Here is a 26510-nt window from a genome sequence, read left to right on the forward strand (position 1 = left end):
TCCTGCACCACATAGCGTGGTGCAGGATGATTTTCAGTACCGGTCCTTGGCCGAGCGGGCAAGGGCCGCAGCTGGCTTGGCACTCAGGGGTCAGTCGCGCGACAGCGCTTCCAGGGCCTCTGCGGCAGCTTCCAATATGCTGATTGCCTCGGCCTGCTTTGCTTCAGGCGCATCTACGATTTCGCCGAGCGCGGCGCGCAGCCGGTGGCGCACGGCGCGGAATTCGTCGCGCTTTTCCGAGCGGCCGCGGCCGCGCCGGCCACCGTCGCCGTCATCGTTCCAGCCGAACCACTCGCGCGCCTTCGCCATCTTGCGGCCGAAGCGCTCGAGATGGTCGAGCACGTGGTCGATCATCTCGCGATTTTCGTTGAGATGCGCCTGCCCTGCCTCGGTGATCGAAAACACCTTCTTGTTGCCTTCCGCCGCAGAAACGGCATAGCCGGCCTCTTCCAGGAAGGTCAGCGTCGGATAGACGACGCCGGGGCTCGGGCTGTAGACGCCGCTGGTGCGCTCCTCCAGCGCCTTGATGATGTCGTAGCCGTGCCGCGGCGCCTCGGCCAGCAGCGACAGCGTGATCAGCTTGAGATGGCCGTCAGCCAGCATACGCCCGGCGCGGAACATGTCGCCTGGTCCGCCGCGTCCGCCGCCGCCTCTCATGCCATGCCCGAACGGGCCGAACCCGCCGCGTCCGCCGAACTTGCCGGCCATATGCATGAAAACGCGCTCGGCGTGTTCGCCAAAACGATGATGCCCGAAATGATTGTCTTTGTGCATTGTCTGCTCCTTGAGTTATGTCTTACGATATATCTCAATTAGGTGCTCGCCACGATCGAGTCAAGATATATCTTACGATGTATCTGAAAATGCGCCAGCAGGATTGATTTCGCCGGCAAGGGCAGCTAGGAAGCGCGTGAGGGTCGAAGACCCCTCCGTAAGCGTCTGACGTGAAGCAACGCATCCACCCCGGGCGTTTCCGGGCAGTTACGCCGGAAGACCGGCGAATGGATGCCAATGCGACGGACCGGATGCTTCAGGGAAAAATCCAAATGACCATGAAAACCCCGCGCAGGAAGCTGCCTGCGCGCTATGCCGCCGTCCTCGGCCCGCTGGTGCTGTCGTTGCTGATGACGTTCATCGTGTCGTTCATCTCGACACTGAAAAGCCTTGGCTTCCAGCCCGATCTGCCGGCCACCTGGCTGACGGCTTGGGGCCTGTCCTGGATGGTGGCCTTTCCGACGCTGCTGCTGTTGCTGCCGGCGGTGCGCCGCATCGTTGGCTGGCTTTGCGAGCCCGTGGCTCGATAGCAGGCTGCGCCAAGGGCCCGAAGCAACTTACGGGTCTTTCAGTGCGAAGTGAACGGACACTATCACCAACGGCCTTTGCGGCGGTTCCAGGCATAGAGCAGATCGGCGAAGCGATCATAGGCATAGCGCGTCAACGGCAGCGTGGCGGGATTGCCGAACAGCGTCGCCAACCAGCCCTCGCCCGGCGTTATCAGCCAAGCCGCAACGGCAACATCGGCGCCGACCAGCAATTTGCCACCGGCGTCGGTCGCATGCAGCCGGCGCCGGATATCCTCCAGCCCGATGCCGTAGCGGGCCAGCGCCGTCGGTTCGGCATTGATGTCGCGAAATTCGATCCGCCCCGCCTTGACCGCCTCGATCAGCCGCCGCTTCTGCCGGCTGATGCCGGCATCGCAGACCGGACAGCGCGTATTGTACCAGACGGTCAGCAGAGGCTTGGCCATGGTTCGCAACACCAGCGGAGGACGCGCGACGACTATCCAGCAACTGCCGTTGCGCCGCAACGTGACGCGACACCGCGGAATGTCCCGGCTTCGGCTAATGCACGTCGCCCCAAAAACATGTCCTCGGGCCTGGCCCGAGGGTGCGCGGCGGTTTGCCATACCGACCTGTTTAAAAAGAAGAGCGTAAAGCGCGTCGCAAGAGGCCGTTCAAGCGCGACGCGCTTCAGGCACGGCACTCAGCCGAGCGAGGTAATGATCTCGCGATAGGCATCCTCCGGGAAAGCCTTGAGTGTCCGCGTCCTGACGTTTCCGCCCGCCGCCAGCATCAGCGAGAAACGAGCTAGTACGGCATCGTCGGGGGCTTCGACCACCGCCACCATGTCGCAATCCCCCATGGTGAGATAAAATGCCTTGAAGGACCCGCCCATGTCTCCCAACAGCTTCTTGGCGGCATCGAGCCGCTTCGGCGACTCGCGCACGTTTTTGGCGCCTTGCTCCGTCCAGTTGATCAGCACGATGTAAGTTGTCATGGCACACCTCCCTCCGGGGCCACGGAGCACGGCGTCACAGCCGGGGCGGGCATCCGGGTTTGTCGCCCAGAAAATGCATCCGTCGCGGAATTATCCTCTCGTAGGGCACGACCCGCAAGAGCGGCGCGTCCAATCGTGATCGCCTGTGCCCAAACGGAAAAGGACGCCACCGGCGCCCTTTAAACTGCTTATCCGTCACCCAGACTCAGCTGTCGAGGAAGCTTCTGAGCTTGCGCGACCGGCTCGGATGCTTGAGCTTGCGCAGCGCCTTGGCTTCGATCTGGCGGATGCGCTCGCGGGTGACCGAGAACTGCTGGCCGACCTCCTCAAGCGTGTGGTCGGTGTTCATGCCGATGCCGAAGCGCATTCTGAGCACGCGCTCTTCGCGCGGCGTCAGCGAGGCCAGCACGCGCGTCGTCGTCTCGCGCAAATTGGCCTGGATCGCCGCGTCGATCGGCAGGATCGCCATCTTGTCCTCGATGAAATCGCCGAGATGCGAATCCTCCTCGTCGCCGACCGGCGTTTCGAGCGAGATCGGCTCCTTGGCGATCTTCAGCACCTTGCGCACTTTTTCCAGCGGCATTGCGAGCTTTTCCGCCAGTTCTTCCGGCGTCGGCTCACGGCCGATCTCATGCAGCATCTGACGCGAGGTGCGTACGATCTTGTTGATCGTTTCGATCATGTGCACCGGAATGCGGATGGTGCGCGCCTGGTCGGCGATCGAACGGGTGATCGCCTGCCGGATCCACCATGTCGCGTAGGTCGAGAACTTGTAGCCGCGGCGGTATTCGAATTTGTCGACCGCCTTCATCAGGCCGATATTGCCTTCCTGGATCAGGTCGAGGAACTGCAGGCCGCGATTGGTGTATTTCTTGGCGATGGAGATGACGAGACGCAGATTGGCCTCTACCATTTCCTTCTTGGCGATCGCGGCTTCGCGCTCGCCCTTCTGCACCTGGTTGACGATCTTGCGGAATTCCTGGATCGAAATCGCCGTCTCGGTGGCGAGGTTCTGGATTTCGGCGCGCAGATCGCGGATGGCGTCCTTCTCGTTCTTGGTGAACTCCTTCCAGCCGCGCGAGGTCAGATTGCCGATCGAACGCGTCCAGTTCGGATCGAGCTCCGAGCCCTGATATTCCTTGAGGAACTCCTCGCGGCGCACGCCATAGCTTTCGGCCAGCCGCAACAGCTTGCCCTCGTTCTGCACCAGGCGCTTGTTGATGTCGTAGAGCTGCTCGACTAGCGCCTCGATGCGCGCCGTGTTCAAGGACAACGACTTCACCGCCTTGATCAGCTGGTCCTTCAGCTCCTTGAGCCGACGGTCCTGGCTTGGCGACAGCGTGCCGGCGGCGGCCAGCCGGTTCTCGACCTGCTGGTCCTGCAGCTTGCGCAGCTTCTTATAGGTGTCGGCAATGACGTCGAGCGTCTCCATCACCTGCGGCCGCAGTTCCGCTTCCATCGCCGCCAGCGACAGGCTCGCCTCGTCATCGTCCTCCTCGTCGTCGTCCACCAGGCCACGGGTGTCGCCGCCGACATTGGTGATGTCGTCCTCGTCCTCGCGCGAACGGCGCGGCTTTTCCTCGGTCTTGGCTTCCTCGATACGCTCGACCACCGGCGCCTGCTTGGCCTCCGGCCCGGCATAGGTCGCCTCGAGGTCGATGATCTCGCGCAGCAGGATCTTCGATTCGTTGAGCTCGTCGCGCCAGATGATGATGGCCTGGAAGGTCAGCGGACTTTCGCAGAGGCCCGCGATCATCGTCTCGCGGCCGGCCTCGATGCGCTTGGCGATCGCGATTTCGCCCTCGCGCGACAGAAGCTCCACCGAGCCCATCTCGCGCAGATACATGCGGACCGGATCGTCGGTGCGGTCGGTCGGCTCTTTTTTGGTCGTGGTGGCGGCGACGGCGGTGCCGGTCTGCTCAGCCAGCTCGTTGGCATCCTCCTCGGCGTCAGCGGCGGTATCGGCGGCTTCGGGCTCCTCGCCCTGCTCGTCGTCCTCGACCACGTTGATGCCCATGTCGGAAAGCATGGCCATCGTGTCCTCGATCTGCTCGGAGGTCACTTCCTCCGAGGGCAGCACCGAATTCAGCTCGTCCATGGTGACATAGCCGCGCTTCTTGGCGGCCTTGATCATCTTCTTGACAGCATCGTCGGAAAGGTCGAGCAGAGGGCCATCGGTCGCGGCCTCGCGTTCGGTCTCGACTTCTTCCTTTTCTTTTGTCGCCATAGTCTTTATTTTCTCCAAGCGGCTGAGTATCAAAACCGCGTAAGCTGCCGGTCCGGTCAAATTGGATGCGCTCTTTCCAGAACGCGCTTTACCGGGCCAGTAACTGCATCTCTCGTTAAGTCCAGATTAACCCTGATATCTGTGGCAAGCTGACTGCCTGTCCAGTGATCAGTACCTTACATCGCTGCATTCCCGTCGATGCCGGGGCGGGTTAACGTTTCGAATCGACCTGATTCCGCCATTCTGCCGGAAGGTCAAGCGCCTCTCGCATGATTCGCATGAAAAAAGCGAATCAATTACCCGACTTAGAGCGCCGCACGCTTGATTCGACGCGCAAGCACGTCCTTACATTCAGTCTTCTGGGGGCTTCGATCTAAACGCGCCCAGCCCTGCCCGACGATACGCCAAACCCTTCGATCAGCGCTTCCGTTGCCTGCACATCACGAAATTGCGCCTGGATTTCGACCAGGTGCCGGTAGTTTTCGTCCGTGGGGTCGCTGGCGAGCGCTGCTTCCGCCTGCTTCAGCTCCTTATGTAAGGTGCGCGCGCTGCGCTGCAAGTGGAGGGCCTGGCTGAACGCATCGCGGGCATCGTCGAGTGCCGCCGTTTCCAGCGCCGGCCATTGCCGCGCACGTTTGATCAGCGCCACCGCACGCTGCCAGATCTCGCCGCAGCCGGCCCGCTCGATCGTCGCGATCACCGCGTCGCGGTCATTGGCCATATCATGCGCCATGGCGTCGAGGATCGCCGCATGCAGCCGCTTCAGATCGGAGTTGGCGAGATCGAGGAACTCGACATGGGCGAAATTCTCGTCGATCAGCACGGGATGGTTGACGAGGGCGGCAATGATCGTCGCCTCGCGTACCGACATGCCCTCGCCGCCGCGCTTGACCAACGCCGAGCGACCGAGGCTTTCGGTGATCGCGGTGCGCCCACCGGCATTGCCGCCGCGCGCAAACTGTCCGCCGGGTGCTGAACCCTTGCCCTGGAAACGTTCGCCGGGCCGTCCGTCCTGACGCCCCTGGCGTCCGCGCTGGGCACCGAAGAAGCTCTGCACCCGCTCGCGCATTTCCTGTTGGTAGTGATAGCGAAGGCTCTCGTCGCGGATACGGCTGGTCAGTTCGCGCAGCGTCTTTTCGAGCTCGGCTCGCCGTTCCGGCGTGTCGAAGATGCCGCCGGCCGTCTCGCGCATCCACAAGAGGTCGGCCAGCGGCCGCGCCTCGGAAAGCACGGCGCGGAACGCATCCGGTCCGTCACCCTTGACCAGATCGTCGGGATCCTTGCCCTCCGGCAGCAGGGCGAAGCGAACCGAGCGGCCCGCCTGGACCGCCGGCAGCGCCATGTCGGCGGCGCGCCATGCTGCCTTCAACCCGGCGTGGTCGCCGTCGAAGCACAGCACCGGCTCGCCGGCCATGCGCCATAGAAGTTCGAGCTGGTTTTCAGTCAATGCGGTGCCGAGCGGCGCCACCACGTTTTCGAAGCCGGCCTGCGCCAGCGCGATCACATCCATGTAGCCTTCGACGGCAATGACCGTGCCGCCCTTGGCCAGCGCCCCCTTTCCCAGCGCCCCCTTTCCCAGCACTTGGCGTGCACGAGCGAAATTGTAGAGCACGTTGCCCTTGTGGAAGAGCTCCGTATCGGGCGAGTTCATATATTTGGCCAGCGCATCCGGCGCTAGCGCCCGCCCGCCGAAGGCGATGATCTTGCCCCTGGAATCCGGGATCGGGAACATAATGCGGTCGCGGAACCAATCGTAGGAAACCGGGACGTCGTCGCCATGGCGCACCAGCCCGCACGCCTCGATGTCGGCCTTGGGGACGCCCTTGGCGGCAAGATGCTCCTTCAGCGCGTTGCGGCTGTCGGGCGCATAGCCGAGGCGGAAGGACTGCTGCGTCGCCGGTGTCAGTCCCCGGTCGCGCAGATAGGCGCGGGCCTTTGCGCCTTCCGGTCCCTGCAGCCGTTCCTGGAAGAACACCGTCGCCGTCTCCATGACATCGGTCAGGCTGGCGCGTTCCTTTTCGCGCCGTTCCTCATCGGCGTCGCGAACCGGCATCGGCACGCCGGCCATGTCGGCGATCTTCTCGACGGCCTCGGGAAAGCTCATCCCGTCGAGTTCGGTCAAGAACTTGAAATGGTCGCCCGAAACCGAGCAGCCGAAACAGTGATAGCGGCCCTTCTTGTCCTCGCAATGGAAGGACGGGCTCTTCTCGCCATGGAACGGACAGCACGCCCAATAATCACCGCGCGGCGCGTTTGTCTTTTTCCTGTCCCACGCGACGCGCTGGCCGATCACCGAAGAAATCGGCACGCGGTCGCGGATCTCGTCGAGGAAAGCAGGCGGAAAGCGCATGAGGGACAGCTCGTTTGGCCTCCATATAATCACACGGGCCAAGCCCGACGACTCCTAATGCGGAACCATACCCGGTTTTCACAGGCCAAAAAGAGAAGGCGGCCTGCGGGCCGCCTTCTCGATCTAATCCGGCGCAGCGCCGGTCAGCCGTTCCGCACCTACTGCGCGGCGATAGCGCCGAAGATCAGGCCCGAGAGGTTGCTGACCAGCAGATAGTCGTTGCCGACCCGGATCCACTCCTGGCCGGGACCGGGACGGCGCAAGCCGTAGTGGCGATAGTCGCGGATCGGCTGGTGACGCTTCCAGCTGGAATATCTCTGGCCGTTGCGCCAATGGCTGCGCTTCACCACGATCTTTTTCGTCACTACGACGCGCTTGTTCACCTCGACATGCTTGTTCACGTCGACATTGCCGGGCTTTTGCCAGTCGACCTGGCTATAACTCGATTGCGGTGCGTTTGGTGGGTTCAATGGTGCAGCCTGGCCCTGCAAGGCCGTTGCACCCAGCATCGAGAAGGCAATGGCGGAAAGAACGATGCGTTTCATAGCGGGTACTCCTTGGTTGTCGATGCCTCTGGAATAGAGCCGGAAGGATGAACCGAAACTGAACGCAGAGATTACGTTTTCGTAATGATTTCCTACGCTTAGCACGCCTAATTCAGCACTACCTTTAAAGCGGCTGTCCGAGCACGGACGCATGACCCTCCGCAACTCCGCGGGCAATGCAACCATTTTGCCGGCCATCCATTTCCGACACGCCCCGTCGCGGGGCAACACTCGTCCGAACCGGGCAAAATTTATTATTCGGCTAAAATAAATCGGAGTAATATCAACCTCTGCAATGTCCACGATTCGCGCCCACTTTTGCCCTCGTGACGTCACGGCGCCCGCGTCGCTGATACCGGTCGGGTTGCGGGGTCGGGCATGAGCGGCTCGGTCGTTTTGCTGCACCTTGCCGGTGCGGTCGCACTGATGCTGTTTGCCACCCGTTTGGTGAAGACCGGCGTCGAGCGCGCCTATGGCGATGTGCTGCGCCACAAACTGCGCGCCACCATGCGCAATCCCTTCATGGCGGTTCTGGCCGGCTGCGGCCTGGCGGTCGCGCTGCAAAGCTCGACCGCCGTTACCTTGCTGGTCGGCTCATTCGCCGGCTCCGGCATTGTCAGCGGCATGTCGGGCCAGCTTGCGGTGCGCGGTGCCGAGATCGGCTCGGCGCTGGTGGTCAAGCTGCTTACCTTCGATCTGTCGCTGCTGGTACCGGTCTGCCTGGTCGCCGGCACCGTCATGTTCATGGCCACCGAGCGGCGCGACTGGCGCCAGTTCGGCCGCATCCTGGTCGGCATCGGCCTGCTGCTTCTGTCGCTGGAGATGATCGGCCAGGCGTCGGAGCCGCTGCGCCAGAGCACGCTGATGCCGCTCATCGTCGATTACTTCTCGGGCGATCCGGTCACCGCCTACCTTCTGGCGGCGTTGGTCACCTGGCTGTTCCATTCCTCGATCGCCGCGGTGCTGCTTATGGTGACGCTCGCCGGCCGCGGTTTCATCCCGCCCGAACTCGGCATCGTGCTGGTGCTCGGCGTCAATCTCGGCTCTTCGATCATCGCGCCGCTTCTAACCCGCAACGCAGAACCCGGTGTTCGCATCGTGCCGATCGGCAATCTCCTGATGCGCGGCATGGGTTCGCTGATCATGCTGATCCTGTTTCTATCGTTCAAGCCGCCAGTCGCCTTCTTGGGCAGCACCGTGCCCGAGCAGATCGTCAATGCCCACATCGTCTTCAACATCCTGATCCTGATCGCCGGCCTGCCGCTGGCGCGCCTGGTCTATCGTGCCTCGGAAAAGATCGTGGCGCTGGGCACCAGGCCCCAGCCCGCCAACGCGCTCGACGTCATTGAGCTTTCGGCGCTCAACGAAAGTGCGCTCGACGTGCCGAGCCAAGCACTCGCCAATGCCACCCGCGAGGTGGTGCGGGTCTGCGAAACGGTCGAGATCATGCTGAAACGGATCATCGAACTCTACGAGAGCGCCGACGCCGACAAGATCAGCGCGCTGGCCGCGCTCGACGACCGTGTCGACAGGAAGCACGCGGCGATCAAGCTCTATCTCGCCAAGGTCACCAAGAACCCGCTGAGCGAGGACGAGGCCCTGCGTTGCCAGGAGTTGATCGGCGCCTGCGTCAAGCTGGAGCAGGTCGGCGACATCATCGTGCGCAACATGCTGGTCCACGTGAAGAAGAAATTCGAGCGCGGACTGGAGTTCACGCCGGAAGGCTGGCGCGAGCTTTGCGCCTTCCACGCCTTGGTGCTTGCCAATGCCAGGCTAGCCTTCAACGTCCTGGTGTCCCGCGATCCGGAGACCGCTCGCCAGTTGGTGCTGGAAAAGGACCGGCTGCGCGACCGCGAGAAGGAAACCAGCCAGAGCCATTTCGTGCGGCTGCGCGACGGCACCGCCAAGAGCGTCGAGACCAGCTCCATCCATCTCGACACCATTCGCGACCTCAAGCAGATCAACTCGCTGCTCGCCTCGATGGCCTATCCCGTGCTTGAGGAACGCGGCCTGCTAACCGGTTCGCGGCTGAAGGCCGGATAGATTGCGTCCACAGGCCGGTAGCTTCAGAAGCTCACCTATGCTGTGAGCCAATGCGCAAAATTACCTTTGCGCCACCTCCTGTCTGTCGGCTAAAGATCGCCAGATCTACCGGAAGGAAAGTCGATGGACACCCATTCTCGCAGCTTCGCCAAGGCGCTTTCCTGGCGTGTCACCGGTACCATCGACACGATGATCATTTCGCTCGTCGTGACGGGAAGCATCAAGCTCGCCGCGGCCATCGGCCTGACCGAGGTCGTCACCAAGTCGCTGCTCTACTACCTTCATGAGCGGGCGTGGCTGAAAATTCCTTACGGAAGGAAGGCGGCCGCGTAGCTCTTGCCGCCGCGGCCGGCACCTGACCGGTGACAAAGAAAATCTAAAGCGGCGTCGCCAATTTCTGGATTGCCCGCTGCCCTTATCCGTGGTTTGAGGTCACCTTATCCGAGGATCGCCTTCCCGCCATGCTCCCCCTCATTGCCCTGTTCATTGCCGCCTTCGCCTTTGGCACCACCGAATTCGTCATCGCGGGCGTGCTGCCGCAGGTGGCGGGTGGCCTTGACGTCGCGATCCCGACCGCCGGCTATCTCGTTTCCGGCTATGCCGGCGGCATTGCAGTCGGCGGCCCGCTGCTGGCGCTCGCCACCAAAAGATTCTCCCGCAAGGCCCTACTGCTTGGACTGACTGCGGCTTTTGCCATCGGCCAGGCGGCCTGCGCGCTGGCGCCCGACTTCGCCTCGATGCTGCTGTTGCGGATTGCAGTGGCCGTGGCACACGGGGCCTATTTTGGCGTTGCCATGGTGGTGGCCGTCGGCCTCGTGCGCGAAGACCAGCGCGGCATGGCGGTGGCGCTGATCCTGTCCGGCCTCACCGTATCGAATGTCATCGGCGTTCCGGCCGGCACGGCAATCGGCAACATCTGGGGATGGCGTGCGACATTCTGGGTGATGTGCGCTCTCGGCGTGGTGGCCTTCGCCGCCATCGGCGCCCTGCTGCCGCGCAAGACAGGATCGTCGAGCCCGTCCGTCAGCCTTGGCAGCGAGGTACGCGTGCTCGCACGCCAGCAGGTCTGGACCTCGCTCATCATGATGCTGATGCTGATGATCGGCCAGTTCGGCCTGTTCACCTACATCACGCCGACGCTGCTCGAGCTCACCGGCCTCGACGAGAAATGGATACCTTGGGTGCTCCTGCTCAACGGTGTCGGCGCGACGATCGGCGTCTTCGTCGGCGGGCGCCTCGCCGACTGGAAGCTGATGCCGTCGCTCATCGTCATGCTTTTCTTGCAGGCGGTAGTGCTCGCCTCGATCTACGCCGTCAGTTCTTACCCACTGCCGATGGTGATGGCGATCTTCGTCTGGGGCGGCCTCAACTTCGCCATCGGCACGCCGATCCAGACCCGCATCCTGACCTGGACCGCGGACGCCTCCAATCTCGCCTCGTCGCTCATTCCGTCGGGCTTCAATGTCGGCATCGCGCTCGCCGCATCGCTCGGCGCGGCGATGCTCAATGCCGGCTATGGCTATCGCAGCCTGCCGGTGGTTGGCGCGATCGCCATGCTGGTCGCGGTCGCGGTTGCGCTTGCCTCGCATGTCTGGGAATGGCGGAGCCGGGCTGCGCCGCCGCTGCCGGCTGCCGCCGAATAGGGTTACAGATCGATCCGGTAACGCAGGCTTTCCGCGCCGCCATAGGAAGCATCCTCGAAGAAACGCCCGACGAGCCCGCCGCCATTGGCCAGAACGACCTTCTGCGAGGGCACATTGTGAGGCTTGCAGGTGATTTCGACGAAGGGCAGGCCAACCGCCCTCGCCTCCTCCAGCATCAGCCGCAGCGCCTCCGTCGCATAGCCGCATCCCCGTTTCCACGGCACCACCGCATAGCCGATGTAGCCGAGCACGTGCGATGGCAGCGCCGCGGTTCCGGGCTGCCAGCGCAAGCCGATCGAGCCTGAGACTTCCCCGTCCCAGATCCAGCGTCGAAATCCAGGCAGCCGCGGCACCGTCGAACCGTCCGGCAAGGCGATCGGCGGTCCCTTACCTTCAGGATCGTCGAGATCGGCAAGGAAAGTCGCTGGATCCTTTTCGATAGCCGCAAGCTGCTCGCGCGTCGCGTCGAGCAGCCGCACATTGTCCGGCGACCAGCCGCGCTCGAGGGCCGCCTTGTAGGACGGCAGGTGTTCAAACGCCGGTTTGACGAGTTCGATCATGAGCGCGACCTTTTGGCTGTCCGCCCTCAACGGCGGGCGTGCGGCTGTAGCGACGACGACAAAACTGCCCCGCCATCGACCGCAATTCCCAAGTTTTCCGCATTGCGCCCATGTCACGCAATGATTGCGACCGGGCGCATAGGGCTGGCCCCGCTTGGATGAAGCAAGCCGGCCAATTGCCGGCGAACGACCGTGAGATGGATCTCGAACTATCCAAGGGCGTCTGCAAGCACCTCATTCAAGCGTGCGAACGCTGCGGACTCGTCTGGCGCATGGGCCGGATTAACTTCTGTGATGGTCAGGCCGCGCCATTGCGGCAGAGCTGTCAGCTGCTTTAGGACAAAGGCGACTTGCTCCAGTTTGAGACCGTCGCAACGGCGCACATTCTCCGCAATCGGAAAATCGATAAAGGAGAGCACATCGACATCGAAGTGGATAAGCACGCAGTCAAAGCGCGCCGCCCATTCGGCCGCGCGCGCCGACGCCGCCTCGATGTCGCTCAAAGCTTCCTCACGCGATATGATCTTGATCGCGTGATTTCCGATCACGGCCGCTTCGGGCGGGGTGATGTTCTCGATGCCGAAATAGAGGAGTTGCTGAGGCACGAGCATCGGGCGGGTCGGGCCGAGCCTCGCGAGCGAAGGCTCGCATCCATGGATATTGAGCAGATGGGCGACGCCGGTCCAGTCCAAGGCGCCGTCGCTCGTGTCAGGTGTGTTGAGATCGGCGTCGAAGTCAATGTAAACGAGTCCGATCCGCGCGCCGGCCGCATTCGCCCCGGCGACCGTCCCCAGTTCCACAGTACAATCGCCACCTAAAACAAGCACGTCTTCCTGCGCTGCGATCGCCGTCCCTACGTGGCTTGCGACCAACTCACAGGCGTCGCGCACGGCTTCCAGGTTCATAGCCTGCGACCGCGAAGGGTCCGGTCGCCATCGGAACGATGCAACATCGCCACGATCCCTGATGGATCTGCCTCGGTTCATGATCGCTTCTGCGAGCCCATTTCGCCGAAAGGCCGCGGGGGCCTGTTCCTGACCCGGCGAATAGGCGCCGGCACTCGTGGCCGCACCGACAATATTCAACAAACGCGCCGCCAAATCGAAGCTCCATTTTCGCATGATCGTCTCGCAAACGTGTCCGCAGGGAGGAAGGTTCCTCCTCGACTTGAGACGTTGCCGCCCGGCATCGGCACGAGGCCTAACAAGCAAACGGCTCGCCGCATCGATGCCGTCGTGAGACGCCAGACGTCGAACATACAGGTTCATTCGCGCGGCCGTGGCGATGAACATGTCGGTGCGAACTGCCGTCCGCTCCGCCCGCTCCTGGCCTGGCTCCTCGCGATGGTCTCTTCGAGTCTCATGAGCACCGCTAAGGCGGGAAAAATCCCTACTGAAGCAGGCTCTTGACGATGCCGCTCGCCTTGGAGAAATCCATCTGGCCAGCATATTTCTCCTTGAGCGCCGCCATCACCTTGCCCATCTCCTTGACGCCGCTGGCACCTGTCTCGGCGATAGCGGAACGGACGGCGCTTTCCGTCTCGGCCTGGCCCAGTTGCGTCGGCAGGAAGTCGCGGATGATCGCCATCTCGTCGCGCTCCTGCGCGGCAAGTTCCGGCCGCTTGCCGTCATCGAACGCCTTGGCCGATTCCTCGCGCTGCTTCACCATCTTGGCCAGGATCTGCAGGATCTCATCTTCGCTGGTCGGCTCCTTGCCGGCCCCGCGATTGGCGATGTCGCGATCATGAATGGCCGCCTGAATCAGCCGCAATGTCGGCAACCGGCGCTTGTCCTGCGCCTTCATCGCGCTCTTCAGGGATTCGGCGATTTTGCCTCGCATGGTGCTTCTCCTTCGAATGCGGTGGACAATAGCCGTGCCGAAAGCCCAAGGCAAATTCGACTATGTCCGGCAAATCCCTGATATTGTTCGACGAAATAAATCCAGGCACGTACGGCGCGGCATCATTGACCGCCTTGGCGCCTTCCCCTATGTACTGTGCCTTGCATGAATTGAATTCTAGTGCACGTCGCCCAAAAGTGCGTAGCGGTTTTGGGGCAACGACATGCAGCGCGCCGAGGCTGTGAGATTGCCGCTTCGCGCTTTTTGTTGCGCCGATTGAGGAGCGCAGCCTTTAGGAGTGCCGCCATGGCAACGATGACCGCCGCATCGACCCCCCCTTGGGCCACCGAGAAGCCGACCGCTCTGCTGGTGCTGGCCGACGGCACCGTCATCGAGGGCCGTGGTCTGGGCGCTTCCGGCTCCGCCGTTGCCGAGGTCTGCTTCAACACCGCGCTGACCGGCTATCAGGAGATCCTCACCGACCCCTCCTATGCCGGCCAGATCGTCACTTTCACCTTTCCGCATATCGGCAATATCGGCACCAATAACGAAGACATCGAGGATCTCAATCCGCTGGCCCGCGCCGGCGCCGTCGGCGCCGTGTTCAAGGCCGATGTCACCAACCCGTCGAATTACCGCGCCGGAACCGGTCTCGACCAGTGGCTGAAGAAGCGCGGCATCGTTGCACTTTCGGGCATCGACACGCGCGCGCTGACCGCGCTGATCCGCGAAAAGGGCATGCCCAATGCCGTTATCGCGCACGCCCCAGACGGTATCTTCGACATCGAAGACCTCAAGCGCCGCGCCGCCGCATGGTCGGGGCTTATCGGGCTTGATCTGGCCAAGGAGGTCACCTCCGGCCAATCCTCGGTCTGGCGCGAGACACCCTGGGCCTGGAACGAGGGCTTTGGCGAACAGGCCGACCCGTCGATGCACGTCGTTGCCATCGATTATGGCGTCAAGCGCAACATATTGCGCCTGCTTGCCGGCCTCGGCGCCAGGGTCACCGTGGTGCCGGCCAAGACCGGCGCCGAGGAGATCCTGGCGATGCGGCCCGATGGCATCTTTCTATCCAACGGCCCCGGCGATCCGGAAGCCACCGGCGACTACGCCGTTCCGGTCATCCAGGATCTGTTGAAGACCGATATCCCGCTGTTCGGCATCTGCCTCGGCCACCAGATGCTGGCGCTGGCGCTGGGCGGCAAGACCGCAAAAATGCATCAGGGCCACCACGGCGCTAATCATCCGGTCAAGGACCACACCACCGGCAAGGTCGAGATCGTCTCGATGAACCACGGCTTTGCCGTCGACGCCGACTCATTGCCGAGCGGCGTCGAGGAAACCCATTTCTCGCTATTCGACGGTTCGAATTGCGGCATCGCGCTCACCGGCAAGCCGGTCTTCTCGGTCCAGCATCATCCGGAAGCCTCGCCCGGCCCGCAGGATTCGCACTATCTGTTCCGCCGCTTCGTCAACCTGATCCGCGAAAAGCGTGGCGAACCGGCACTGGCCGAGCGTGTTTAGCACCCGATCTCAAGCCACCGGGCGGCCTTCGCTCGCTTCCAGGACCGCGAACCATTGCTGGCGGTCGAGCACGATATCCAGCGCCTTGACCATCCCGGCGAGCCGTTCAGGTTTCATCGTTCCCAGCACTGGCACCAGCCGGGCCGGATGGCGCAGCAGCCAGGCGATGGCGACCGCCGCGAGATCGGCGACGCCGGCTTCCGCCGCGACCGCCGCAAGCGCGGCACGCACCCGCGCTTCTCGTTCTCCCGTGCCGGTGAACAGTGATCCGCCGCCGAGCGGCGACCAGATCATCGGCGAATACGAAAGCCGCTGCGCATGGTCGAGGCTGCCATTGGTCAGCGCCGCGGTCTTCAGCACAGACACCTCGATTTGATTGGTCGCGAGCGCAAAAGGCAGCCGTGACGCCAGCAGATCGAACTGAGACGGCGTGAAGTTGGAGACACCGACTGCACGTATCTTGCCGGCCTTGACCAGCCCGGCCAATGCTGCTGACGTCTCGCCCGCGTCCATCAGCGGATCGGGCCGGTGCAGCAGCAGGACATCGAGATAGTCGGTGCCGAGATTGGCCAGCGAGCGCTCCACCGAGGCAATGACATGACCGCCGCTGGTGTCATAGTGCCTCAATCGGTTGCCCGGCCGGTTGGCTGAGTTCGCCATGATGCCGCATTTCGAGATCAGCTCAATGCCGCCGCGCTTGCCTTTCCGGTGCGCCAGCGCCGCCCCAAAGGCCGCCTCCATCTCGTAGTTGCCATAGATATCGGCATGATCGAAGCTGGTTATTCCGAGATCGACCGCCGTGTCGATCAGCCGGGCGATGGCGTCCGCGTCTGGTCGCGGATCCGCTTTGAGCAGGCGCGATGTGCCGAACGCCAGGCGCGACAGCGACAGCCCGTCCTTGGTCAGGGCGATGCGGCCGTCATGGCTCATATCTGTGCTCCGTCTTCAGCAACGCCGGACGTGACGTTTCTGAGCGCCGCCGGCTTGGCTACTTTCGTGACGAAGACGATGAGCGCCAGCGTCAGGAAAATCGCGCCGAGCAGGTAGGGCGCGCCGCCGAAGGTCACGGGCGCGTTCGGCCCCGTGAACCAGGAAAAGATCGCCGTATAAAGCAGCGGCGTGATGATCGAGGTGATCGAGAAGATCGACGTCATCGCGCCCTGGAGTTCGCCTTGTGCCGAAGGCGGCACCTTGGCGGCGGCAAGGCTCCTGAGCGGCGGATCGGCAAACGCCTCGAGGCAGCCGACGACGATCACTGCATAGATCATCCAGCCTTGCGACGCGAATGCGTAGCCGAAGGCGCTGAGTGCCGTAAATGCCAGACCGATTACCGCCGTCTTCCACTCGCCGAGCTTGGGGATCACGCGCGGCAGGACCGTCGCCATGACGATAGCCCCGCACAGGCCGAAGGCACCGAGCGAGAAGCCGATCTGTTGTTCGCTCCAGCCATAGCGATAACTGGAGACGAACGACCAGACCGCAGGATACATCATGTGCCCCAGCGTCATCAGAAAGAAGACAAGCCCGATCCAGCCGATGCCTTCGTAGTTGCGCATCTGGACAAGCGTGCCGACCGGGTTCGCGCGTTTCCACTCGAAGCGGCGACGATGCTTGCTATCAAGCGTTTCCGGCAACAGAAACAGCGCGATCAAAAAGTTTACGAAGGCAAGCCCGGCAGCGAAATAGAACGGAACGCGCGGCCCGAACGTGCCGAGCAACCCGCCCAGGACCGGCCCGATGACGAAGCCGACGCCGAAGGCAATGCCGAGCAGGCCGAAATTCTTCGCACGATTTTCGTCGGTCGAGATATCGGCAATGAATGCCGATGTCGTGGAATAGCTGGCGCCGGAAATGCCGGCCAGCACCCGGCCGATGAACAGCATCGGATAGGACCAGGCGATGGCGCAGATCAGATTGTCGATGGAAAACGTCAGCACCGAGGCGAGCAGAATCGGCCGCCGCCCGAACCGGTCGCTCAACCCGCCCATCACAGGTGCGAAAATGAACTGCATCGCCGCATAGGCGAAGAACAGCCAGCCGCCCTCGATAGCCGCCTCACTGATGCCGACGCCGGTCAATTCCCTGAGATAGGCCGGCAGCACCGGCATGATGATGCCGAAGCCGATGATGTCGAGCAGCAGGGTGGTGAAAACAAGCGCAAGGCCCCGCCTGGCGGTTTTGGGGTCTATCATGATGGTATCTCCTCGGGCCGCCCGGGGCGAAGGCGAACGCACCTTATAGGCGAACACATCGCTGGGAACAATGAGGGAACGGGCAGGGTGTTTTCATCCTGACATCCCCTGACTGCTATCCAGTCTCTCGGATTCGCGAGAAAACCGTCGGCTCAGATCGGATTGTTGAACGTGTCGCAGTCCGAAAGCTTGCCGTTCTGGAAGCCTCGCGCCAGCCAGGCCTGCCGCTGCTGCGACGTGCCGTGGTTGAAGCTTTCCGGCACGACGTAGCCCTGCATCTTCTTCTGCAGCGTGTCGTCGCCGATCTGCTTTGCGGCGTTCAATGCCTCCGCCATGTCGCCCTGTTCCAAAATGCCCTTCTGGCCGGTGAAATGTGCCCAGATGCCGGCAAAGCAGTCGGCCTGCAGCTCGACCTGCACCGACATGTGGTTGGCGTCGGCCTCGCTCATATTCTGCCGCATCTGGTTGAATTTGGGCAGGATGCCGACGAGGTTCTGCACGTGATGGCCAACCTCATGCGCGATAACATAGGCCTGTGCGAAATCGCCCGAGGCACCGAACTGCTGATCGAGTTGCTGGAAGAAGGTGGTGTCGAGATAGACCTTGCGATCGTTGGGACAGTAGAATGGTCCGGCCGCTGACGAGGCAGAACCGCAGGCGGAGCGAATCTGGCCGCTGAACAGGACCAGTTTTGGATCTTGATAGGTCAGGCCCTCGGACTGGAAAATACCAGTCCAGGTATCCTCGGTCTCGGCCAGCACGGTCGACACGAACTGCTTCATCTCGTCGGAGGCCGGCGCACCGGTACCGCCGCCTTGCTCGCCGCTATTGTCGGTGATCTGGCCGCCGCCGCCGGGCTGCAAGCCGCTGTTATCGAGGATCTGACTCGGGTCGAAGCCGAAATACCACCCTGCCAGGAAAATCAATCCTACGATGATGATGCCCGACATGCCGCCGCCGCCGGCGCGACCGCCGATCGGGATGCGAAACTGCCCCGGCCCGCCGCCAAGCCCGCCGCTCTGGCCGCGCTCGTCCTCGACATTGTCACTCTGACGACGGCCCTTCCAGAGCATGGCAACTCCCCGTGATGCACGTTTGCAATCAACCCGCCGATGTCCTGGCCGGTTCCAACCCAGCAAACAATTATCCCAATGGTTACGCCAAGTCACAGTATTTTTCGCGCTAACAAGCAATGCCTGCTGACGCGGGTCTGCTCTGGCTTAGACGTCGCAAGGTCTGTAGCATCTACCGTGGCTGTGGAAGCGAGGGGGCGCTTGCGGATGATCGGGCGGGTTCTGTTGCTGTTTGCGGCATTGTCTTGCCTAGGCCCCGCGCCGGCCAGCGCCGTCACTCTCGATTCCAGTGTCGCAATCACCGATCCCGAGACCTTGCAGGCGCTCGAGCGCGGCGGGCTATCGATCAGCCGTCTGCTTGGGCCAACGCTCGGACTGACACGCGACGTCGACAATCGCGGGCTGTTTTCGGTGCGCGCGCTGAGCCCGGTCCGCAACGCCGTCAAACAGCAGATCGTAGACGAACCAAGGAACAGCCCCGACTCCTATGTAGCCGCTCTGGCAAACTCGAAAGATATCACCCAGAAGTTCAATCCGAAATACATCGACGACGACGGTTCGACGCTGGACCTGACCGGCATCGTCAATCGCATGGATCGCGGCTATCTCGGCCACACCGAATGCGGCGAGATCAGGCTGATCTACCGCTTCCACTATTCGGTCGAGGAGAAGCCTGGGCAACGCATCTCGTCGCGCCTGCCGCTGACCCTGAGCCTGGTCTTCAACGCCATACCGACTTCGGCACAGACTCGCGCCTCGAAGGACCGTCCGCGCTCGGCTAACGGTTCCTGCGCGGACGTGGCGAAGCGCTGGCTTGGGCAGAAGATCTGGAGCCGGATCAACTGGCGGCCTGGCTGCGCTCGGAAGAAGGCCCGCTTTCCAGCGCGATGTTGAATTCTTCGCAGATCATGCGGCTCGAGCTCAACATGCAGGTCGTGCGCCTATCGGCTTCGAGCCGGCGCGATTTCGGCGGCCACGCTGAGTATCTGTTGAAGATATTCAAGTGGGACCCGGCCAAAGCCATTTTCCAGGAAGCGAAAATGGAGAACCAGATCGACCGCAAGCTGGTGCTGGCCGACAGGCAAACCTTCGAAAGATGGCTGCTCACCGACCGCAACATCTATGATCTCGACCGTGGCCGCCTGGTGATCGACGAAAAATTCCTCGCGACCACCGCGGTTTCGGTGGCACCCGGCGGTATGAGCCGGTCGCAAAACAATTTCGCTTTTAGGCTGCTCGATGACGATGCTATCGACAAAGCGCTCAAGGTCTATGTCGCCAAGGGCAATACGCTTCGCACCGTCAAATCGGTGGCCGGCTTCAATCTGCGCCTCAACGAGATGACCTGCACCGGCTGTCACCAGACGCACGGCATCGCCGGGTTCCATTACACCGGCGCCGACCCGGCCAGCGAACCGCGCCGCAACGCGGTGTTCGTGCCGGGCTCGGCTGTGTTTTTTGCCGACCTGCCGCACCGCCGCGCCATTGTCGAGTCGTTCGCCGCTGGTAGACACCCGGATTTCAGCCGCGGCTTTGCCGGCCGTCAGGAGGCAAAATACGCCGAAGCGCTGAAAAGCACCGATCTCTACAATGGGGCTCGACCTGCTATCGCGGCACCGACCCAAGTTTCGCAGACTGGACCTGCGACGAAGGCCTGCGTTGCGCCGGGGTCCACGAGAGCGCCATCCATCCGGGCTTTGGTACCTGCGTCAGCGAGGCCGGCACCGCGGTTGGCGATCCGGTGGAGTTCGGCGAGATCAGGATGTCGAAATGGGGCAACGACCAATATTGCCGTCTTTCACCGGCAACCGCGAAGGCCTGCGCCATCGACCCGGCCAGGGATAGAAAACCGCCGATAAAGCTCGCCGGCTATGGCGCGGCGCGCCAGCGTTACGATAATCCCGAGCAGAAGACTGGCGGCTTTCCCGGCGGCATGCTGCGCAAGGCGACCTGCGAAAAGCTGCCCGACGAGGCAAGCTGCGGCCGCCTCGCCAAGACCGGCTTCAACGACTGCATAGGCTCCGGCAAGGACCACGAATTCTGCACCAGGGAATTCACCAAGACCGCTGGTCTGCGTGCTTGCGACAAGGCCCATCCCTGCCGCGAGGACTATATCTGCACCGCCGGTTTTGACGATCTGCCGGAAGCAAAGCCCGGCAAGGGCACTTGCATCCCACCCTATTTCATCTTCCAGTTTCGCGTCGATGGTCACCCGCGCAACTGGGTGCAGGATACGAACGAGTGAGCAGGTCAGTCGCACTGCATATCGCTTCGATCAATCAGCGGGCGGCGATTATTGCCTTGCGAAAGGCTTCGAGCGTCTCGGCGCTGACATGGTGCTCGATGCCTTCGGCGTCGATGCGCGCCGTCTCGGCGCTGACGCCGAGCGAGCGCAGGAAAGCCTCGACCGTCTGGTGGCGAATGCGGCTCTCTTCCGCAACCTTCCGCCCGGCATCGGTCAGGAACACGCCGCGATAGGGTTTCCGGGAGACCAGCCCGTCTGCGCACAGCCGCGTCAGCATTTTCGCCACCGTCGGCTGGGCGACGCCGAGCCGTGCCGCGATGTCGACCTGGCGCGCCTCGTTGCCGTCCTCGATCAGGTCGGCGATGAGCTCGACATAATCCTCGACCAGCGCGCTGCGGCGCGCTTCACGCGTCTGCCGGAACCCTTCCGAGTGGATTTCTGCGTCAGGCAGCGGCTTTTCGCGAGGAACCGGTCTTTTCTTCAGCGCCAATACGCGCTCCTCCCGGCAGTTTGAATCGGCATTGCAGTCATAACACGGAACCCTATTGGTTCTGGCCGTTTATTTCCATTCGGTGGCCGGCGCAACCGGCGTTCACTGCCGTTCCGGTCGCACCGTCAAGCGGGCACACGAAAAAGCACGAACAATGAAATATAGCATATTGCATAATGTTCAGCCGTGGCATAGATAAGGAGACAACATCGATCGTTCCAGTGGAAAGCCATTTCATGTCGGAAGCCGAAGCCACCTCAGCCCCCCGATCCATGTGGCGATTTGCCCGCCCGGAAGACGACGAGCAGCCCAGCCTTCGCGAAGTCAACGCAACGATCGCGGTGCCGCACTCGGGGATCTGGCTTCGCCGGCTGTTCGCCTTCGTGGGGCCGGGCTACATGGTTTCGGTCGGCTACATGGATCCGGGCAATTGGGCGACCGACCTCGCCGGCGGTGCCCAGTTCGGTTACACGCTGCTATTCATTATCATGTTGTCGAACCTGATGGCGATCCTGCTGCAGGCGCTCGCCGCCCGGCTCGGCATCGCCACCGGCCGTGACCTTGCGCAGGCGTGCCGCGCCTATTACCCGCGGCCAGTCAATTTCATGCTGTGGGTCGCTTGCGAACTGGCCATCATAGCGTGCGACCTGGCCGAGGTCATTGGCACGGCGATCGCCTTGCAACTGCTGTTCGGGATTCCGCTGATCGGCGGCGCCATCATCACCGCGCTCGATGCCTTCTTGCTGTTGTTGCTGATGAACAAGGGCTTCCGTTTCCTCGAGGCCTTCATCATAGCGCTTTTGATTATCATCTTCGGCTGCTTCGCCATTCAGATCTTTGCCGCCGCGCCGCCGGTCGGCTCCATCCTGCACGCCATGTTCGTGCCGTCGTCCGAGATCGTCACCAATCCGGCGATGCTTTACATTGCCATCGGCATCATCGGCGCCACGGTGATGCCGCACAATCTCTATTTGCACTCCTCGATCGTGCAGACCCGCGCCTACGAGCGCACCGATCGCGGCAAGCGCGACGCCATCAAATGGGCGACGACCGACTCGACCATCGCGCTGATACTGGCGCTGTTCGTCAATGCTTCCATCCTGATCGTGTCGGCGGTGGCGTTCCACGGCACCGGTCATCATGACGTCGCCGAGATCGGCCAGGCCTTCGAGCTTCTGTCGCCGCTACTCGGCCTCGGCATTGCTTCCATTCTGTTTGCCGTGGCGCTGCTTGCCTCCGGCCTGAACTCGACGGTGACGGCGACGCTGGCCGGCCAGATCGTGATGGAAGGCTTCTTGCGGCTGCGCATCCCGCAATGGGCGCGCCGCCTGCTGACGCGCGGCATCGCCATCATCCCGGTGGTGGTCGTCACCGCCCTCTATGGCGAGAAGGGCACCGGCCAGTTGCTGGTCTTCAGCCAGGTGATCCTGTCGATGCAGCTTCCCTTCGCGGTCGTCCCGCTGGTGCAGTTCGTCTCGGACAAGCGCAAAATGGGCAATTTCGCCATTTCCCGCGCCGTCGCCGTGCTGGCCTGGGTGGTTGCCGCCCTCATCCTGGTGCTCAACTTCAAGCTGCTCTACGATACGGTCGTCGGTCTGGGCTGAGCGTCTGCTCCAAACTGACGCAACTAAGGTCGGCAGTCATCCGCCCTTCCAGCCCTGGAAATTTGCCGGCCGCTGTCGGACAAATGTCCGTTCGCCCGTCCTTGGCTCGAAGTCCGGCCATGACGGCACGGATCAGGGAAAGGGAGCTCCAATGAGGAAGATCATCGCCGCAACATTCGTCAGCCTCGACGGCGTCATGCAAGCGCCCGGCGGCCCGCACGAGGACCCGGTCGGCGGCTTCAAGTTCGGCGGCTGGACGTTCCACTACTGGGACGATGTGATGGGCGCCGCCATGGGCGAGACGTTTTCAAAACCGTTCGCGCTGCTTCTCGGCCGCAAAACCTACGACATCTTCGCCGCCCACTGGCCTTATCAGAAGAATGACCCGATCGCCGACAGCTTCAACGCCGTCACCAAATATGTGGCGACGCACAGGCCAGATACGCTGTCCTGGCAAAACAGCCAGCCGCTCGGCAGCGACGTCGTGGCGACATTGCGCCGGATGAAGCAGGAGGACGGCCCGGACCTGCTCATTCAGGGATCGAGCGAGCTGATCCAGACCTTGCTCGCCAATGACCTGATCGACGAGATCAGCCTGCTGATTTTCCCGCTGGTGCTGGGCAAGGGCAAAAAACTGTTCGGCAGCGGCACAATACCTGCCGCCTTCAAGCTGACCCGCTCGCAGGCATCGACCACCGGTGTCATCATGGCGAGCTATGAACGCTCCGGCGAGATCAAGACCGGGTCCTTTGCCACGGAGCAGCCGTCCGAAGCCGAGATCGAGCGGCGCAAGAACTGGAAATAGAGGCTGCCGAGGCGATCAAGGACGGCTGAACACTGGCCGTCCTTTTTGCTGTTTTCTAAGCCGCCTCCCGTCGCCGTGCCAACCCATCGCGGAGGTGGCCCGCGAACGCCAGTGCAGCCGGCGCAAGGCCGTGCTTCGGCAAATGCAGATTGATCGAAAAATTCGGCAGCGACGGCAGTTCCGGATCGTTGGCCAAAATATCGAGGTCGGCAGGCACGGTCGACGCCAACCAGGTGGTGACGGCCAAGTCCGAACGCACCGTCGCCGTCGTCGCGTCGATGCTGCCGTTTTCGAATACGGTGCGCCATTCCAGGCCGTGCTCGTTAAGCGCCTCCAGCACCACCGGGCGGAACGCGCAGGTCTCGGCCACCATCGAAACCGGCAGGGGGCGCTTGCTGCGAGCCCCGCCGCCTTTGGCGCCGACCCAAACTAGCCGGTCGACAACAAGGCATTCGCCGGCCGACCGACCGATCGGCTCCTCGATCACCGCGAGCTCTATCGTGCCGGCCGCCAAGGCCGCAGCCAACTCCGGCGACGAAGCACAGATCAGCGAAATCTCGACCTGCGGATACGCCTCGGCATAGGCCTTGAGCACCGGCGCAAGCAAGGTGCCGACAAGGTCATACGGCACGCCAAGCCGCACCTGACCGGCAACCGCATCGCCCGCCATCTCCGCCAGGATCTCGTCATTGAGGGAAAGCAGGCGCTTGCCCTTGCCGAGCAATCGCTCGCCGGAGCGGGTCAACCGCAATGCACGCCGGTCGCGCTCGAACAGGCTGCAGCCAAGAACCTCTTCCAAGCGCTTGATATGTTGGCTGACGGCGCCTTGGGTCAAATGCAGCGCGTTGGCCGCTGCCGTCATGCTTGCCTTATCCGCAACGGTGACGAAGGTTCGGATCAAGGCGGTATCGAGATTGCGAGCCATCTGACTATTATGCTTCTTAATAGTGACCATCGCAAACATTGCATTTACTGATGAGCCAAAAGACCTACCGTGCAGGCTTCAAAGGAAGCAGCATGCTTGAAACCGTCCTTCCCCTCGTGCTGTTCGCGCTGGTCTCAACCTCAACGCCCGGCATGGCCACGACCTTGTCGACGGCGTCCGGCGCGCAGTTCGGCTTTCGCCGCTCTATACCGCTGATGGCCGGAAGTGCGGCCGGCCTGGCCACGGTGGCTGCGGCAGGTGCTGCCGGGCTCGCCGGTCTGCTGGCCGCCGCCCCTTCTTTGCAACTGGCAATGAAAATAGCCGGCACCCTCTATCTGGTATGGCTTGCCCTCAAGATCGGCCGCAGCGGCCCGCCCAATCTGAACGTGACCATGGCAAAGCCGAACAGCTTTTTGGGCGGCGCCGGCCTGCAATGGATGAACCCAAAGGGCTGGGCCATGGGGCTGGGAGCGGCGGCATCTTTTGCCGCGCTCGCCAGCGGGCCACTGCAGCTCGCCTTGCTGCTCGGCACGGTCTTCGGCCTTGCCGCGGCGCTATCGCTGGCGGCGTGGTGCGTGGCGGGCACGCTGCTCGCCCGGTTGCTGCGAACCGAGCGGCAGTGGCGCATCCTCAACGCCGTGCTTGGCTTGCTGCTGGCCGCCTCGATCATTCCGATGTGGCGGACAGCGTAAGACCAGTTATTTCAGGCAGCGTAGCGTGCCGCCGGCTTGCCGGCCAGCAGGCTACCGAAGAAGCCTTGTCGGACGCCAAGAAAGGCATCCACCCCGGCAACGTCGGCAAGACCCGGTGCCGTGAACGCTTCACCCTTGGCCAGGCCGGCAAGCGCGGCATCGACCAGATCGTCCGCAGTCATGACAATCTCTTGGGGCACATTGGCAATATCGCTTCCGGCGACTTCCCAGAACTCGGTCCGCGTGGCCCCCGGCAGCACGACCTGTACGGCTACACTGCTGTCGGCGACTTCCCGCTGCAGGGCCTCGGTGAAGTTGACGACATAGGCCTTGGTGCCGCTATAGATGCCGCCGAACGAGGTGTCGAAGGCCAGCACCGAGGCGATGTTGACGATGACGCCGCGGTTGCGCGCCAATAGTCCCTGCAGCACCGCGCGCGTCAGCCGGGTCAGCGCCACCACATTGACCTTGATCATGCGCTCGGCGACATCGGCGTCGGCCGTTGCCACCACCTGCGCGCCGCCAAGGCCGGCATTGTTGACCAGCAGCGTCACGCTGTCGTCGGTTGATATCGCCTGTTCGACCCGTCGCAGATCGGCGTCGTCGGCCAGGTCGGCGCTGATGACGCTGACCTTGATGCCATACGCGTAGCGGAGCCTCTCCGCCAATTCCTCCAGCCGGTCGGCGCGCCGCGCCACCAGCACCAGATCATACCCTTGGCCGGCGAGCCGGTCGGCATAGACCGCCCCGATGCCGGAAGAGGCGCCGGTGACGACCGCCGTGCCTTTGTCCTGATTGCTCATTGTCTTGTTCCTTCTGGTTCGATCCCAAATGCCGGTGCCGCAGCGCAACACCCTTGCTTCGACTGGCAGATCGATTAATGGCATATGCCACTATCGATACGTAGGCATATGCCACCATCTTGTCAATCCGCGGAGCAAGGACTATTTCTGGTTTGCATCGAGGGTCCCTTCCGGTCCCCTCATCGGAAATCCGCCAATGTCCCAAACCACCCTGCCCGGCCTGGTGTTTTGCAACAACGCCATGCTACGCCGCGCAACGCGGAAACTCGGCCAGTTCTATGACGATGTGCTCGCGCCCTCCGGCATTAAGGCCACGCAGCAGGGCCTGCTCTATCAAATCCACGTCGGCAATGAACCGACCATGGGTGCCATTGCCGCAGCCCTCGTCATGGACCTGTCGGCCCTCGGTCATACGCTGAAGCCGCTGATCCGGGACGGTTATGTCGAGGCCTTCGCCGACCCTGCCGACCGCCGCATCAGGCGCGTCAGGCTGACACCGCAGGGCTGGACCAAGCTCGAAGAAGCTCTGAAGCTGTGGCAAGTCGCCCAGCAGCGCTTCGAGGAGATGTTTGGAAAAGAGCAGGCGGCAAGCCTGCGAGCGGCGCTGGACGAAATCGCCGCGCTGGATTTTGACGCAGCGCCGGCCGCGAGTTGAATTATCGGCGGCCGGCAG

27 protein-coding genes are annotated in these 26510 nt (G+C 62.7%); 11 read left to right on the forward strand and 16 right to left on the reverse strand.

Translation table 11 applies throughout. The annotated features are described in order from the left end of the window. Positions 1 to 90 precede the first annotated feature (90 nt). Complete coding sequence (locus NKH43_RS17985; RefSeq protein ID WP_352859225.1) at positions 91 to 774, reverse strand: PadR family transcriptional regulator; 684 nt, start codon at positions 772 to 774, stop codon at positions 91 to 93. Positions 775 to 1046: 272 nt separating this feature from the next. Here NKH43_RS17985 and NKH43_RS17990 point away from each other — a divergent pair, with 272 nt between their 5' ends. Continuing rightward, complete coding sequence (locus tag NKH43_RS17990) at positions 1047 to 1304, forward strand: DUF2798 domain-containing protein (protein WP_023719336.1); 258 nt, start codon at positions 1047 to 1049, stop codon at positions 1302 to 1304. A 62-nt stretch (positions 1305 to 1366) separates the two neighbouring features. Here the strand turns inward: NKH43_RS17990 and NKH43_RS17995 are convergent, their stop codons facing one another. The 5 genes from NKH43_RS17995 to NKH43_RS18015 form a co-directional block, all read right to left on the reverse strand. Further along, positions 1367 to 1747, reverse strand: a complete 381-nt coding sequence (locus tag NKH43_RS17995) for a thiol-disulfide oxidoreductase DCC family protein (RefSeq protein ID WP_352494943.1) — start codon at positions 1745 to 1747, stop codon at positions 1367 to 1369. Positions 1748 to 1983: 236 nt separating this feature from the next. Continuing rightward, on the reverse strand, positions 1984 to 2277 hold the full coding sequence (locus NKH43_RS18000; RefSeq protein ID WP_023719338.1) for a GYD domain-containing protein: 294 nt from the start codon (positions 2275 to 2277) through the stop codon (positions 1984 to 1986). Positions 2278 to 2482: 205 nt separating this feature from the next. Next, positions 2483 to 4504: an RNA polymerase sigma factor RpoD gene (rpoD, locus tag NKH43_RS18005; protein ID WP_023719339.1), complete on the reverse strand. Its 2022-nt coding sequence runs from the start codon at positions 4502 to 4504 to the stop codon at positions 2483 to 2485. Positions 4505 to 4877: 373 nt separating this feature from the next. Next, entirely contained in the window at positions 4878 to 6854 is a 1977-nt protein-coding gene (dnaG, locus tag NKH43_RS18010; protein WP_352859227.1) for a DNA primase, read from the reverse strand. 158 nt (positions 6855 to 7012) lie between these two features. Further along, positions 7013 to 7399 (reverse strand): RcnB family protein, encoded by a 387-nt coding sequence (locus tag NKH43_RS18015; RefSeq protein WP_352859229.1) that lies wholly within the window; start codon positions 7397 to 7399, stop codon positions 7013 to 7015. A gap of 378 nt (positions 7400 to 7777) precedes the next feature. Between NKH43_RS18015 and NKH43_RS18020 the strand changes: the two genes are divergently transcribed. From NKH43_RS18020 to NKH43_RS18030, 3 genes are all read left to right on the forward strand, one after another. Continuing rightward, positions 7778 to 9442, forward strand: coding sequence for a Na/Pi cotransporter family protein (locus NKH43_RS18020; RefSeq protein WP_352859231.1), 1665 nt, complete (start codon positions 7778 to 7780; stop codon positions 9440 to 9442). 123 nt (positions 9443 to 9565) lie between these two features. Beyond that, complete coding sequence (locus NKH43_RS18025) at positions 9566 to 9775, forward strand: DUF2061 domain-containing protein (protein WP_023678301.1); 210 nt, start codon at positions 9566 to 9568, stop codon at positions 9773 to 9775. A gap of 128 nt (positions 9776 to 9903) precedes the next feature. Next, positions 9904 to 11085 (forward strand): MFS transporter, encoded by a 1182-nt coding sequence (locus NKH43_RS18030; RefSeq protein ID WP_352859233.1) that lies wholly within the window; start codon positions 9904 to 9906, stop codon positions 11083 to 11085. 2 nt (positions 11086 to 11087) lie between these two features. On the opposite strand, the gene NKH43_RS18035 is transcribed toward NKH43_RS18030, so the two are convergent. The 3 genes from NKH43_RS18035 to NKH43_RS18045 form a co-directional block, all read right to left on the reverse strand. Next, on the reverse strand, positions 11088 to 11645 hold the full coding sequence (locus NKH43_RS18035) for a GNAT family N-acetyltransferase (protein ID WP_352859235.1): 558 nt from the start codon (positions 11643 to 11645) through the stop codon (positions 11088 to 11090). 209 nt (positions 11646 to 11854) lie between these two features. Next, entirely contained in the window at positions 11855 to 12937 is a 1083-nt protein-coding gene (locus NKH43_RS18040; RefSeq protein WP_352859237.1) for an arginase family protein, read from the reverse strand. Positions 12938 to 13034: 97 nt separating this feature from the next. Then, positions 13035 to 13484, reverse strand: a complete 450-nt coding sequence (locus NKH43_RS18045; protein WP_352859238.1) for a GatB/YqeY domain-containing protein — start codon at positions 13482 to 13484, stop codon at positions 13035 to 13037. A gap of 306 nt (positions 13485 to 13790) precedes the next feature. Between NKH43_RS18045 and carA the strand changes: the two genes are divergently transcribed. Further along, complete coding sequence (carA, locus tag NKH43_RS18050; protein WP_352859240.1) at positions 13791 to 15008, forward strand: glutamine-hydrolyzing carbamoyl-phosphate synthase small subunit; 1218 nt, start codon at positions 13791 to 13793, stop codon at positions 15006 to 15008. 9 nt (positions 15009 to 15017) lie between these two features. Here the strand turns inward: carA and NKH43_RS18055 are convergent, their stop codons facing one another. The 3 genes from NKH43_RS18055 to ypfJ all read right to left on the reverse strand — a co-directional run bounded on the left by NKH43_RS18055 (position 15018) and on the right by ypfJ (position 18273). Beyond that, the gene (locus tag NKH43_RS18055; RefSeq protein ID WP_352859242.1) at positions 15018 to 15938 is read right to left on the reverse strand and encodes an aldo/keto reductase; all 921 of its coding nucleotides are present in this window, start codon (positions 15936 to 15938) and stop codon (positions 15018 to 15020) included. Continuing rightward, a complete protein-coding gene (locus tag NKH43_RS18060; protein WP_352859243.1) occupies positions 15935 to 17200 on the reverse strand; it encodes a TCR/Tet family MFS transporter in 1266 nt (421 codons plus the stop codon). The genes NKH43_RS18055 and NKH43_RS18060 overlap by 4 nt, the downstream gene beginning before the upstream one ends. A gap of 152 nt (positions 17201 to 17352) precedes the next feature. Further along, on the reverse strand, positions 17353 to 18273 hold the full coding sequence (ypfJ, locus tag NKH43_RS18065) for a KPN_02809 family neutral zinc metallopeptidase (protein ID WP_023719351.1): 921 nt from the start codon (positions 18271 to 18273) through the stop codon (positions 17353 to 17355). 207 nt (positions 18274 to 18480) lie between these two features. Here ypfJ and NKH43_RS18070 point away from each other — a divergent pair, with 207 nt between their 5' ends. Beyond that, positions 18481 to 19167, forward strand: coding sequence for a hypothetical protein (locus NKH43_RS18070; RefSeq protein ID WP_352859245.1), 687 nt, complete (start codon positions 18481 to 18483; stop codon positions 19165 to 19167). 47 nt (positions 19168 to 19214) lie between these two features. On the opposite strand, the gene NKH43_RS18075 is transcribed toward NKH43_RS18070, so the two are convergent. Then, on the reverse strand, positions 19215 to 19787 hold the full coding sequence (locus tag NKH43_RS18075) for a hypothetical protein (RefSeq protein ID WP_352859247.1): 573 nt from the start codon (positions 19785 to 19787) through the stop codon (positions 19215 to 19217). Between the two features lie 227 nt (positions 19788 to 20014). Here NKH43_RS18075 and NKH43_RS18080 point away from each other — a divergent pair, with 227 nt between their 5' ends. Beyond that, positions 20015 to 20518 carry a hypothetical protein gene (locus NKH43_RS18080; RefSeq protein WP_352859249.1) on the forward strand — a complete coding sequence of 168 codons (504 nt, stop codon included), beginning with the start codon at positions 20015 to 20017 and terminating at the stop codon, positions 20516 to 20518. 34 nt (positions 20519 to 20552) lie between these two features. Here the strand turns inward: NKH43_RS18080 and mntR are convergent, their stop codons facing one another. Further along, positions 20553 to 21008, reverse strand: coding sequence for a manganese-binding transcriptional regulator MntR (gene mntR / locus NKH43_RS18085; RefSeq protein ID WP_023678308.1), 456 nt, complete (start codon positions 21006 to 21008; stop codon positions 20553 to 20555). 236 nt (positions 21009 to 21244) lie between these two features. Between mntR and NKH43_RS18090 the strand changes: the two genes are divergently transcribed. Together NKH43_RS18090 and NKH43_RS18095 are read left to right on the forward strand one after the other, a co-directional pair. Next, positions 21245 to 22612 carry an Nramp family divalent metal transporter gene (locus tag NKH43_RS18090; protein ID WP_352483177.1) on the forward strand — a complete coding sequence of 456 codons (1368 nt, stop codon included), beginning with the start codon at positions 21245 to 21247 and terminating at the stop codon, positions 22610 to 22612. Between the two features lie 151 nt (positions 22613 to 22763). Then, complete coding sequence (locus NKH43_RS18095; protein ID WP_352494935.1) at positions 22764 to 23417, forward strand: dihydrofolate reductase family protein; 654 nt, start codon at positions 22764 to 22766, stop codon at positions 23415 to 23417. 55 nt (positions 23418 to 23472) lie between these two features. Here the strand turns inward: NKH43_RS18095 and NKH43_RS18100 are convergent, their stop codons facing one another. Beyond that, a complete protein-coding gene (locus NKH43_RS18100; protein ID WP_352592404.1) occupies positions 23473 to 24342 on the reverse strand; it encodes a LysR family transcriptional regulator in 870 nt (289 codons plus the stop codon). Between the two features lie 92 nt (positions 24343 to 24434). Here NKH43_RS18100 and NKH43_RS18105 point away from each other — a divergent pair, with 92 nt between their 5' ends. Continuing rightward, positions 24435 to 25034, forward strand: coding sequence for a LysE family translocator (locus NKH43_RS18105; protein ID WP_352494934.1), 600 nt, complete (start codon positions 24435 to 24437; stop codon positions 25032 to 25034). Positions 25035 to 25045: 11 nt separating this feature from the next. Here NKH43_RS18105 and NKH43_RS18110 read toward each other — a convergent pair whose 3' ends face one another. Further along, positions 25046 to 25837 (reverse strand): SDR family NAD(P)-dependent oxidoreductase, encoded by a 792-nt coding sequence (locus NKH43_RS18110; RefSeq protein ID WP_352859251.1) that lies wholly within the window; start codon positions 25835 to 25837, stop codon positions 25046 to 25048. 196 nt (positions 25838 to 26033) lie between these two features. Here NKH43_RS18110 and NKH43_RS18115 point away from each other — a divergent pair, with 196 nt between their 5' ends. After that, the gene (locus tag NKH43_RS18115; protein ID WP_352516007.1) at positions 26034 to 26492 is read left to right on the forward strand and encodes a MarR family winged helix-turn-helix transcriptional regulator; all 459 of its coding nucleotides are present in this window, start codon (positions 26034 to 26036) and stop codon (positions 26490 to 26492) included. The last annotated feature ends 18 nt before the right edge of the window (positions 26493 to 26510 follow it).

Origin of the sequence: Mesorhizobium sp. M1163 (assembly GCF_040318415.1) — a bacterium.
Lineage (GTDB): Bacteria > Pseudomonadota > Alphaproteobacteria > Rhizobiales > Rhizobiaceae > Mesorhizobium.